Consider the following 11604-nt stretch of genomic DNA (forward strand, 5'->3'; position numbering starts at 1 on the left):
TCCGAGGGTGGAGCTGGCGCAGATATTCGATACATAAAACCAGCTGACAATCGTGGTGCAGGTTCTTATGTAGGAAGTAAAGTTGGGAAATTACCTGATGGTACAAAATTTAAAATAGTTGTGAAGTAGTTAGTGGAGATATTATTAAAAGCGAAAATTCAAAACTATATAGTGGGATTGAACATACATATAATAATTTCATTTGTTTAAAAAAGAGTCTTTTGTAGGCTCTTTTTTTATAAAAAAATATGACATAAAGAACGTTAGTTCGTGTATAATAAGAACAAACGTTCTTTTAGTTTTAGAGGGATTTTACATGTATGACTATTCCATTTTGCCAAATCGTATTGTGATGTGCGTTGATTTTAGGTCTTTTTATGCCTCGGTGAGTTGTATCAAAAGGGGATTAGACCCGAAATATACAAAGTTAGCCGTGGTTGGAGATGTAAAGCGGAGTGGTTCGGTTGTATTGGCAGCTACGCCACCTTTGAAGAAATTAGGTGTTGGAAAACTAAGTAGATTATACGAAATTCCCAAAAGACCAGATATTATTATAGTGAATCCACAGATGGAAACGTATATAAAATGCTCAAATTACATTACTAAGTTAGCGTTGCAATATGTAGCGCCAGAGGATTTACATACTTACTCTATAGATGAGCAATTTCTTGATATGACAAGTACATTGCATTTGTTTGCAAATAATCCGATTGAATTTGCGATGAAATTTAAGAGAGAAGTATATGAGAAGACGAGGATTGAGTGTACAGTTGGTATTGGACCAAACCCGCTCATGGCAAAGGTAGCTATGGATCGTGAAGCTAAGAGGAATGAAACGGGGATTGCGTATTGGAGTTATGAAGATGTGCCGGAGAAGATATGGCCAATACGTCCGTTAAATGAATTTTGGGGGATATCAACGAAAACTGAAGCAAAATTGAATAAGAAGGGGATTTATACAATTGGTGATTTAGCTCATTATCCTTTGAAGTATTTAAAACAATCTTTTGGAATAATCGGTGAGGATATGCATTTGCATAGTCACGGGATTGACTTTAGTAAAATTGCAGAAAAACATGTGACAGAATCAAAATCAATTGGTAAAAGTCAAATCTTAATGCGTGATTATTCAATTGAAGAAATACAAATTGTTTTATTAGAGCATATTGAAGAAGTTTGTTATCGATTAAGAAGAGAAAAGAAATTAGCGCAAACGATACAATTTTCTGTTAGTTATAGCGGAACTTATAGTGGTGGGATTAGAAAAACCTGTACCTTTCCGCGTCCCACTTGTTTGACGATGGATATTTATGAAGTTTGTATGGGTTATTTACATAGATTGTATACAGGTGAGCCGATTCGAAGTATATCGGTATCTTTGACTAACTTAATTAAAGATGGAGAAGAACAACTTTCGTTGTTTGATAATGTAGAAAGAAGAGAAAAAGAAATGAAATTAGCATATGTCATGGATGATATTAGGTCAAAATTCGGTAAGAACAGCATATTAAGGGGAATATCCTATTGTAATGAAAGTACAGCTAGAGAAAGAAATATGTTGTTAGGGGGCCATAAAGCATGATAAATTCTCAAATGCCAAAGGGACGGAAGATGGTCAAGTGGATGCCGTTTTCCAGTTTACCGGAGCAGTTTCAGGGGATTCGTGAGATTATCCAGGAACAAAACAAAATCAAAAAACCACTCCTGGATCAACAACAATTAGAAGAAATAGGGCGGATTTTAAACCAATCTTTATGTAGAGAAGAAGAAATACATATAAGCTATTATCGGCAGGGATATATTCACCATGAAATGGTAACGGTAATAAAAATTGATCAATATACAAGAGAAGTGATTACCACTGATGCTTTCCGGAATCGAAGTATATTTACAATTGGGGAAATAGTAGATTGTTGTCTTGAAAAGTAATGTAGTTAAGAATAAGGTGAAAAGCGCAAGAAAAACATTTGATTGTTTATTCTTGCGCTTTTTGTTGTTGGTATTATAAATGTTTTTATCCATTGAGTTTGTTCTTCATCAATGTTTTCGTTGTAATATGAAGCATAATGGCTCGGATATCAATATTCAGGCCATGTTATGTAAAATCTAGTTGTCCCGTTACAGGCATTATCCATAAGGTCTTTTAGAGGAATACTTGTATTGTTATTATCCACCATATCCCCTACGGCACAATCAAGGACACTTGATTTATCTACTTTTCGTAAGTTTCTTAATATCAAATTATATTTATCTTTGTTATCTTTTGTAACTTCTTTATCAGTTAAATTAATAAAATCAGCAACAGCGATTATTCGTTTTTCTTTATTTTCACTAACTTCACAAAATAGGAATTGAGGATATTTTTCGTGGTTTGAGGTGCGCACTTTACCTAGTCTGTCTTTTTCATAACTTTGATTGGTACTTAAAATGATTTCTTCTGTTTTTTTCTCGTTATTCTCCTGTGCTTTTAATAATTCTTTTATGTATTCCACATGTTCTTTTGCAGTACTAATAATTGATATTGCGTTTCTCATTTTCTCATTCACTCCTACTAAATATATTTTTATTCTTTAATCAATCCGCTTTTTTTTGCTTCCTCTTTGTCATAACTTGCAGAAACATATGGACCATTAATACCTTTTTGATTTGCGAATTCATTCGCTTTGTCAATTGGTAATGTTATAAAACGTTTTCTATCATCTTTTTTTAACTCATAATAAGTAACTTGCACATGTGTTATTTCTATCATTTTTCCTTGTGCGTTTTTATATGGCACTTTTGATACACCCGCATCTGTTAAAATATCTCTAGGCAATTTCCTCACCTCCCCTAGAAGATTATACCAAACTTTATTCAGTAATTGACTTAATGCCATGTTCATTACTTAAAAGTTTTGAACATGCAATCAAGATGTTGTCACTTTTGGAGTTATTTTGCGCTTGTTTTAAGTAATATTTTGCATTATAAGTAAATATAAAAACGCTATCATCATATAAAACGATAGCGTTTTTATTTACTTGATTCCGATTACTAAACTATCTCGTGCGGCTTCAACAACTTCTGTTGTTATTGTTTCAAGCTTATTAATTTCGAGTATTCTTTCAATTTGAGTGAACAGTCTCTGTATGAGCCTAAAGTTCCCTCCAGTAATCTTTATTATGCTAGTTATTGCCTCATAATCGGAAAAGTCCTCAAGCTTTATAGAAAGTCCTAACTCTCTCCATTTATATTCCAAAATATGATGGGTTTCATCTTTACTAAGTTTATCAAATTCATGGGCAAATCCAATTCTAGAGTAGAGTTGAGGGTATCGAGCTAATCGCTTTTCAATGCCAAGCATTCCAATTAATATCATCGCTATATCATTTCGATCGTAGATATCCCTAAGTTGTTCTAAATTTTGTACTTTTAGGCGATCTATTTCATCAACAATAATCAGGTCGATATCTTCATAAGCGTCAGTGGAGTACTTTTCTTCTTCTCCCTTAGTAAGTACTTTATACATAGTTCTTACCATGTTCATTCTAATTCCAATAGTATGAATCTCGTCAGTCATTTTAGTGGCTCGTACAGCTGGAGCTGTATAAAAAATTGTCCTAGCCTCAAGTATTTTTTCATCTGCATCTTGGCCAATTTCATTTGCTGTTTTATAAGCTATTTGTTTTTCAATGGAATCCCAATTTGCATAATACCTTGAGGACAATGTTTTTCCTACACCCGGTAATCCATAACAAATGCCTATATATTTATATTTGATACATGCATCACAAAACTCGGCAAATCGCTTATATTCTTTTGTTTCAATAAATTTTTGACCTTTATTCATTGAAATACCTCTTTAACTTTGACTTTGACTTTTTGGTAGGTTCATTTATTTTGTTCTCTAGATCCTTTTTCTTTGACAAGGCAATTTCTTCTACAACAGTTTTTCCAGAATCGAGTTGCTTTTTTAGACTTCTCCGTATTTTATTTCGTGCTGAAACAATCTCTTTTAAATCTACTGTATAATCGGAGATTTCAGGGGAAATAGCCGTACATAAGTATTTATCTTGATAAAACACTCGAATCTCCGCAATGTCTCTTGGATTATAACGAATAATGACAGTTTCTCCAATGTATGCAGCTAGATTTGTGTCTATATATCTAAGTCCTTGGAAGTGAATCCCGTCAGAATGAACCTTCCTTGGTTTCGCTACATTTAGCAATAATAAATCAAGACTTTCCAAACTCTCAGGCATATTGGGAAGAAATCCAGAATTATTCCACGCCTGTATCGGTTCTTTTTTTGTTGTACTGTGAACCCTATGGTGATAGTTACTTATAATGAAATTTGATAATTTTTCATCTAATTCTTTAATGGTAAGAAGTGAAGTGCTAGTCTGATTTCCCAAATAACCGGGTAAATCTTGCAGAAACAATTGATTAATGGTTAAAAAGAATCTCTCTATTTTCCCACGCCCTCTTGGAACACCAACTGTAGAAAAAACTAGATTAATTTTTAAATCAACTGCTACTTGCTCTAAATGGTTGGATGTAAAGTCACTCCCATGGTCTGTATAAAATATTTCAGGAATCCCACATATTTTCCAATCGGGATTGCTTTTTTTCCATATTGCTTGGTGTAAGACCAAAGATGTATGTATAGCAGAGGGATTTTCAAAAGTTAAGAAATATCCAGCGACTGCTCGGCTATAATCATCTAAAATGATTGTTAGCCAAGGTCTTTCTGGTTTTCCTTTTTCATTTAAAACTATAATGTCTAATGGGGTATGGTCTGCTTGCCAAATTTCATTGGGGTAGCTTGCCTCTCTTCGATGAATTAAATCATATTGATTGTTGTATGCTTTTTGGCCATCATGCGCTAACTTCTTCAGGCTTGGCAAAAGGGACTGTGATACCTTATGCACTTGATAATAACTTGGTTTTTCCCAGCCTTTTTTCTGACATTGCTCACAAATCATCCGATGAATAGACGTTAATGAATTCCTTTTGTACTTCAATATCAATTGTTCGATCGACACGACAACTTCTGGCTCTAAATGTGTTTTGCCGGCATCACTTCTTGTTTTTCGAATTAAACCTTTTAATCCATTTTGTTTATAGTCCTGAATCCAGTATTGCAGCGTTCTTTTGGCAATACCGGTTTCTTTTATAATAACAGTTAATGTTTTCTCATCGGTAAGATAAGGCGCAATGATTTTATACTTTACCATTGCTTCTCGACGTTGTTCTTCTGAATAAGCCGTTAATGGAGGATGTTCATTTTGCATTAATAACCACCTTTCCGATTTATTGTCTTTCTAAATAGCGATAAATTGTAGTACGAGATACACCCCATTTTTCTGCGACATCTTTGATAGGTGTACCACTTTCAATTAGGGATTTCATCATTTCTATGTCTTTCAATCCAAACTTTTCTGGTCTGCCACCGAGCCTTCCTCTTGCTCTAGCTGCCGCTCGACCGGCAGCCGATCTTTCTTCTATTAAATTACGTTCAAATTCAGCAAAAGCTGCGAATAAGTGAAACATCAATTGTCCTGTTGCATTACTTTTATCCATTGTTAGGTTTTCTTGAAGACTATGAAAACCAATACCACGTTTATTTAAGTTATTCACAATTTGGATCAAATCTTGCATGTTGCGTCCTAGACGATCCAATCGCCAAACTACAATTGTATCGCCTTCACGTGCATAATGAATTGCTTCCTCTAAACCAGGACGTTGTTTTTTTGTTCCACTCATTTTATCGTGAAAAATCTTCTTACAACCATATTGAGTTAGTGCATCTGTTTGTAAATCTAAATTTTGTAATCCTGTAGATACACGTGCATATCCAATTAACACCAATTATCACTCTTTCTAATTTTTACTCTATTACCATTGTAACATAAGATAGAAACACATTGGTTATTGAACATAGAATAATGAACAGAGTTTTATTACATATAAGACAATAAAACACGCTTCTTTTAAATCAAAAAGAAGCGTGTTCAGAAAAGGACGAGTTTTGGAACAAATATTGGGTTTAAGAAATATTGGCAGGCTGCTTTTTTGATAAAAAGCGCTTTTTTAATTTTGTTCCGCAATCGGTCCATATTCTGGAATAAGTGATTGTATAAATAATTAAATTTTGAGATAATTATCATTAAGGAAAAGGGAGTTTAAATGGAATAAGATTGCTCACTAAAAGAAGTAATGAAAATATGACTTATAAGGGGTAGAGTTATGAAGCATAAAATATCAGAAAGATTATTTAGAATAGATTGCGGATATATATATATCCAAGAGTTTTCCATTAAAGATGCAGATAGTATATACAGAATTTCAAATCAACCCGAAATATTTAAGTTCTTGCCAGACTGGAAATCAACAAAAGAACAAAGGGTAGATTGGGTTACCAATTATGAAATACCAGCAAATAAAGCCTTTCTTGATGCCGCTGTAAATACATCAAACATAGATGGTCATTTTTTAAAACTAGGGGTATTTATTAAGGAAACAGATGAATTTATTGGTTGGTGCTGTACAGGCATTAAAGATGAGCTACCTTCACCGAATAGAGAAATTATGTATGCCATTTCAAGTGAATTTCAAAAGAAAGGATACGCTACTAAAGCGTCTAAAGGATTGATTAACTATTTGTTTACAAATACAAATTTAGATGTCATTAACGCAGTAGCTTTAATTAACAACGTTTCATCAAATAAAGTTATTGAAAAATGCGGATTTACTTATCTGAGTCAACAAACGATAGAAAATGAATTATATAATCACTATATATTGAATAAATCAGAGTGGATGAAAAAGCATTAAATGAAAATGTTGTTGTTCCAGAAAAGGGCGCTTTAATGGAGCAACGAAAAAAGCCTAATTTCTCAATTTTAATGAGAAATTGGGCTTTTTATATTTACTCATAGTGCAAAATAGCGCTTAAAATAGGTGCAAAATAACTCCTAAATTGACATAGTAGACTGATAAAATCATAGTTAAGAGTGTCTCATAAGACTTGTCTCAAAAACGAGGTGAAATTTTGCAGAAAATCGGTTATGTACGCGTCAGTTCGACTAGCCAAAATCCTTCAAGGCAATTTCGGCAATTGAACGAAATTGGAATGGATATTATTTATGAAGAAAAAATTTCAGGAGCCACAAAAGATCGTGAACAACTTCAAAAAATGTTAGAGGATTTACAGGAAGGTGACATTATTTATGTTACAGATTTAACTCGGATCACTCGAAGTACGCAAGATTTATTTGAATTGATTGATTTAATACGAAATAAAAAGGCAAGCTTAAAATCACTTAAGGATACATGGCTAGATTTATCAGAAGATAATCCATATAGCCAATTCTTAATTACGGTAATGGCTGGTGTTAACCAATTAGAGCGAGACCTTATTCGTATGCGTCAGCGTGAAGGAATTGAGCTCGCAAAGAAAGAAGGGAAGTTTAAAGGACGGTTAAAGAAATATCATAAAAATCACGCAGGAATGAATTATGCAGTAAAGCTATATAAAGAAGGAAATATGACTGTAAATCAAATTTGTGAAATTACAAATGTATCTAGAGCTTCTTTATATAGAAAGCTATCGGAAGGAAAAAAATAAGCATTCATTACTTATATTAAAAATTTCCGGGGATTGTGAAACAACGTACCTAACCAAGCAGGCTATTTCTATAAGGAAGTATCAATATTTGTTTATCTAACTAGGCACGATCATCAAAGGGTTCCGAGTACATTTTAACGGAGATATACGCTAAACTCAGATTTAAAGCAAGGCTGTATTTTTCGAGAACACTTTTAAAAAACAACCTTAGTCACAAAGGAAGGTTGTTTTTATAAAGTCATGGTCTAATTAAAACAATTGCTGTCCCAAGAGCATACTTGAGACTGAAAAGGCACCAGCAGGTGGTAAAACATTAGTATATATGGGAGGTCCCAAACGGGGTGTAAAGGTTGTAGCAATCCAATTTCCGTATTCACCAGCCAGCAAAGAGGGAGGTTTCATTATAAACCGTCCACTTAAAATGAAATGCCGAATGCTTATAGCGGTCTCATCAATTATTGTCAAGTTGCCAAAAAAGGAGGCATATGGTGAATCGAAACTTATTTGTTTAGCGCTTTCGTCCCAATACCCATTAATCGGAATAGGTATACCACGAAAATTAACTGTACCTACTACTTTGTTGTCTACAATGGAATCAATGGTAAGTATACCTCTAATAATGGATCTCCCCGCAATAGAAGCATCAATCCCCCATACGGATGGAAAGGGGATACTAACTTTGGCTGTCTTTGGAATTTTCAAAATTAACCTCTCCTTGATTATTTTATGTATGGATTGAGTTGTATTTAATCATAATCCTGTAGTAATGATACAGTATATGCACAGAGAATCACTTAGGTGTTTTGTTAAGAAAGAAGCATCAATAATCAATCAGCCTACTGTCTAGATGAACAAGAGTTTGCCTGACCCACGAAAAATATGGAACATTAATTGCTGCTCATACATATGGTCTCGTATTTGGAAAATTTCTTAGCTTTAAAATAAATCATCTGATTCAATGAAATGTAATGCCTATCATCACCTATTTTTATATGTATCTCAGACGAATTCCTATACCTCCGTTACTCTTCGATCATATTTTATTTGTACGAGGTGGTGTAAAATGTTTAAATTATATTTAGATCCTGGTCACGGGAGAATGGACCCAGGAGCTATTGGCAATGGGATGCAGGAAAAAGAAATTACCTTAAATATTTCCCGTAGCATCCGAAATCTCTTGGAAAACCATTATGAAGGCCTGCAAATTAAAATGAGTAGAACAGCAGATATTACGCGCAGCTTGAAAGAACGTACAGATGATGCGAATGCTTTCGGTACGGGGGCCAAAGGATGGATTTGTGGAAGAAGTGGGAGTCAATGTGGCGTTAATTCGGAAACGAATCAAATCAACCAGCATGGTTTATGAAACGAAAAAAGTAGGCGTTCGCACGAAAACAACCGTTGCAATTCTTTACATGCGTGACATTGTTGATCCTAAGATTGTTCAAGATGTAAAGAATAAATTAGATGATCTTCACATTGACGGAGCGTTTAGCGCCACTCAGCTAGAAGAATTAATGGAACCGACAAAAGCATTGTTTCCTTTGATGGGGTATACAGGCAGAGCAGACTTTACCGTGAACTGTATGCTCAATGGGCGTGTAGCGTTGATTGTGGATGGTACACCGGCTGCGTTGATTGCGCCTGCCAATTTATTTTTGCTTGTGAAAGCACCCGAAGATATCCACTTTACTGCTTTGGCAGCTACATTTGGTCAAACGCTTCGTTTACTTGGCTTGTCCGTATCGCTACTGCTTCCTGCATTTTTTGTTGCCATTCTTTCCTATCATCAAGATCAGCTGCCCTATTATCTACTTGCCACTTTGGGGATTAACCGGTTGGGAATCCCTTTTGATGTGGCAGTTGAAATGTTTATTGCACTTCTCTTCTTAGAAATCCTGCGGGAAGCTGGTATCCGATTGCCTTCTGCGGTCGGCTCCACGGTAACGGTTGTAGGAGGACTTATCCTGGGGGATGCGGCCATTCGTGCTGGATCCTTATCCCCAGGTATCGTTGTCATCGGAGCAATTACACAAATCTTTGGTTCAACTTTATCGAGCCTATCATTGGCTGGAACGATTAGTACCTTACGCTTTTTTCTTTTCATTCTGTCTGCCACGCTTGGCATTTATGGCTTCTTTCTTGGATTATTTATTGTGCTCAGCCATTTAGCCTCATTGCGTTCATGCGGCTTGCCTTACTTGGCCCCAATATCACCTCCATTTAAAGACTTGGCCAACGCTTTGTTTCGATTACCTTGGCCATGGCGAAACACTCGACCGGACATGTTGAAGACACGAGATTCTACAAGGCAAGGGGACAGGCATAAATGAGGAGATATAAAAGTATGGTTGCACTTTTCCTTCTTCTCACCCTTACCGGTTGCTGGAGCAGATATGAAGTGCAAAACATGAACTATGCTACGGCTGTTGGAATAGACTATGTCGATGGCCAATACACCTTGTATGTGCAATTGCTTGATTTCTCGACAGTGGCCAAGCTGGAGGGACAGCAAAAAGCGGAGCAGCCCCCGGTTTGGGTGGGCAAAGGCGAAGGTTCCTCGTTTACGGAGGCGGCAAATGATTTGTACAGTACATCACAACAACGCTTAAACTTGGGACAAATCTCTGCCATTTTGTTCAGCGAGAGATTGATGAAGGAAAACAAAGTCGGAGAAGTGCTGGAATTGATCAACCGTTATCGTGAAATAAGGTACTTGGCCTGGCTGTTTAGCACAAGAGAGCCTCCTGAAGAAATCTTGCTGGCAACCCCATTTTTTTAGATTTTCGCCAAATGCATAAAAATAGTTGTTTACTTTTATGCGTTCAAACAGTTGATTTATCAACCTTATGGTAAAAGCAAACGACTTTATTGTAATAAAACAAACCGATTAGTAAACAACTTTATTGGTAAGGAAAGAACTTTATTGTCACTCAACAGTTTCGTCATGTTAAATTTTGCCTAGCGTATGTTTTGCGCTTTTTGTTGGTAGGACCCCTATAAGCATTCGTAGCTCTTCCGCTACCTTCTTCGTCATAGGTACAGCTCTAGTTTTACGGTTCTTATTCTTAGCGCCTGCTAACATAATCGTAAGGTTATCAAAATCTATATCGTTAGCCTCTAGCTGATTTACTTCGTTTACACGCAACCCGCAGTGCAACATAAGCAGCATGGCGCAGTAATCTCTATAGCCTGCATAGGTCGTCTTATCTACCACACGAAAAATGCGCTTTATCTGATTATGATTTAGCGTAAAAATCGGCGCTTCATCGGTACGTAACTTTACAAAGTCTACAGCGGGATTGCTTTTAATGTAGCCCTGCTCATTCAATCGCTTAAAGACCGACTTCAACGCCGATATGCGAATATTTACAGTGGCAGGTGCTAACTCTCGATTAAGCAGCTTATTAATATACATTTGTACATGTGCCGCCGTAATGATCTCGACTTTCTCAATGTTCAATTCTCGCATGAAATAACGAAAGAGCTTGCTGTAATCATCTATAGTACGCTTTCTAAATCCCTCTGCCCGAAATGCCTGCGCAGCAATCGCTATCGCCGCTTCTGTGTCTAGTGCTTCCGCAGTACCAATAAAATCAACTACTTCTCTTCGTCTTTTTACTACTCGTATACTTTTAGACATAATAAAAAAAGAGCCCCCTATCTGAAACGAATTTCAGACGGAAGCTCTCCGCATATGTACTATCATTATCTTCATTTGGTTACACGTAGCACCTTTTTACTATGCGACAATAATTCGCTAATGCCTACGTAGGACGTTTGCGGTTTGTTCCCGCTCAAGTTAAGCGTTAAAAACTCCGACAAACAGCTTTATACCGCACCCTAAAGCACATTTGGTTTCCTTTGTCATATAAGACGTGGTACCGGAAACCACCGCTCTATCCGACTGAGCTATGGGCGCATGATAATAGAAAACACTTCATTTTCTTCTCATAATAATAGCAATAAAATCCATCTAAATCAATAAAAATATCCCC

14 protein-coding genes and 1 pseudogene are annotated in these 11604 nt (G+C 35.9%); 8 read left to right on the top strand and 7 right to left on the bottom strand.

What is annotated here, in order from left to right:
- From BLT20_RS31230 to BLT20_RS29285, 3 genes and pseudogenes are all read left to right on the top strand, one after another.
- Positions 1-129, top strand: a pseudogene (locus BLT20_RS31230) (sporulation protein); the annotation flags it as partial.
- Positions 130-316: 187 nt separating this feature from the next.
- On the top strand, positions 317-1582 hold the full coding sequence (locus tag BLT20_RS29280) for a Y-family DNA polymerase (RefSeq protein WP_061112705.1): 1266 nt from the start codon (positions 317-319) through the stop codon (positions 1580-1582).
- Entirely contained in the window at positions 1579-1929 is a 351-nt protein-coding gene (locus BLT20_RS29285) for a YolD-like family protein (protein WP_061685403.1), read from the top strand. The genes BLT20_RS29280 and BLT20_RS29285 overlap by 4 nt, the downstream gene beginning before the upstream one ends.
- A 149-nt stretch (positions 1930-2078) precedes the next feature.
- Here BLT20_RS29285 and BLT20_RS29290 read toward each other — a convergent pair whose 3' ends face one another.
- The 5 genes from BLT20_RS29290 to BLT20_RS29310 form a co-directional block, all read right to left on the bottom strand.
- Positions 2079-2534 (bottom strand): hypothetical protein, encoded by a 456-nt coding sequence (locus BLT20_RS29290; protein ID WP_061685405.1) that lies wholly within the window; start codon positions 2532-2534, stop codon positions 2079-2081.
- Between the two features lie 29 nt (positions 2535-2563).
- Positions 2564-2815 carry a hypothetical protein gene (locus BLT20_RS29295; protein WP_061112708.1) on the bottom strand — a complete coding sequence of 84 codons (252 nt, stop codon included), beginning with the start codon at positions 2813-2815 and terminating at the stop codon, positions 2564-2566.
- Between the two features lie 198 nt (positions 2816-3013).
- The gene (locus BLT20_RS29300; protein ID WP_001032574.1) at positions 3014-3826 is read right to left on the bottom strand and encodes an AAA family ATPase; all 813 of its coding nucleotides are present in this window, start codon (positions 3824-3826) and stop codon (positions 3014-3016) included.
- Positions 3819-5270, bottom strand: a complete 1452-nt coding sequence (locus BLT20_RS29305) for a Mu transposase C-terminal domain-containing protein (RefSeq protein WP_001178744.1) — start codon at positions 5268-5270, stop codon at positions 3819-3821. The genes BLT20_RS29300 and BLT20_RS29305 overlap by 8 nt, the downstream gene beginning before the upstream one ends.
- Positions 5271-5289: 19 nt before the next feature.
- Positions 5290-5844: a recombinase family protein gene (locus BLT20_RS29310; RefSeq protein ID WP_000904909.1), complete on the bottom strand. Its 555-nt coding sequence runs from the start codon at positions 5842-5844 to the stop codon at positions 5290-5292.
- A gap of 381 nt (positions 5845-6225) precedes the next feature.
- Here BLT20_RS29310 and BLT20_RS29315 point away from each other — a divergent pair, with 381 nt between their 5' ends.
- Both BLT20_RS29315 and BLT20_RS29320 read left to right on the top strand, forming a co-directional pair.
- Positions 6226-6813 carry a GNAT family N-acetyltransferase gene (locus BLT20_RS29315; RefSeq protein WP_000680909.1) on the top strand — a complete coding sequence of 196 codons (588 nt, stop codon included), beginning with the start codon at positions 6226-6228 and terminating at the stop codon, positions 6811-6813.
- A gap of 217 nt (positions 6814-7030) precedes the next feature.
- Positions 7031-7606: a recombinase family protein gene (locus BLT20_RS29320; protein ID WP_001169292.1), complete on the top strand. Its 576-nt coding sequence runs from the start codon at positions 7031-7033 to the stop codon at positions 7604-7606.
- Positions 7607-7855: 249 nt separating this feature from the next.
- Here the strand turns inward: BLT20_RS29320 and BLT20_RS29325 are convergent, their stop codons facing one another.
- Positions 7856-8308: a hypothetical protein gene (locus BLT20_RS29325; protein WP_073340388.1), complete on the bottom strand. Its 453-nt coding sequence runs from the start codon at positions 8306-8308 to the stop codon at positions 7856-7858.
- A 361-nt stretch (positions 8309-8669) separates the two neighbouring features.
- Between BLT20_RS29325 and BLT20_RS29330 the strand changes: the two genes are divergently transcribed.
- Genes BLT20_RS29330 through BLT20_RS29340 form a run of 3 tightly spaced genes read left to right on the top strand, consistent with a single transcriptional unit; the run spans position 8670 to position 10388 of the window.
- Positions 8670-8972 carry an N-acetylmuramoyl-L-alanine amidase family protein gene (locus BLT20_RS29330; protein ID WP_002073809.1) on the top strand — a complete coding sequence of 101 codons (303 nt, stop codon included), beginning with the start codon at positions 8670-8672 and terminating at the stop codon, positions 8970-8972.
- Entirely contained in the window at positions 8905-9939 is a 1035-nt protein-coding gene (locus BLT20_RS29335; protein ID WP_226809528.1) for a spore germination protein, read from the top strand. Before BLT20_RS29330 ends, BLT20_RS29335 begins: the two co-directional genes overlap by 68 nt.
- The gene (locus tag BLT20_RS29340) at positions 9936-10388 is read left to right on the top strand and encodes a Ger(x)C family spore germination protein (RefSeq protein WP_232485806.1); all 453 of its coding nucleotides are present in this window, start codon (positions 9936-9938) and stop codon (positions 10386-10388) included. The genes BLT20_RS29335 and BLT20_RS29340 overlap by 4 nt, the downstream gene beginning before the upstream one ends.
- Before the next feature lie 168 nt (positions 10389-10556).
- Here BLT20_RS29340 and BLT20_RS29345 read toward each other — a convergent pair whose 3' ends face one another.
- On the bottom strand, positions 10557-11249 hold the full coding sequence (locus BLT20_RS29345) for a tyrosine-type recombinase/integrase (RefSeq protein WP_000045537.1): 693 nt from the start codon (positions 11247-11249) through the stop codon (positions 10557-10559).
- Between the last annotated feature and the right edge of the window lie 355 nt (positions 11250-11604).

It is taken from the genome of Bacillus sp. cl96, assembly GCF_900100505.1.
GTDB classification, from domain to species: domain Bacteria; phylum Bacillota; class Bacilli; order Bacillales; family Bacillaceae_G; genus Bacillus_A; species Bacillus_A cereus.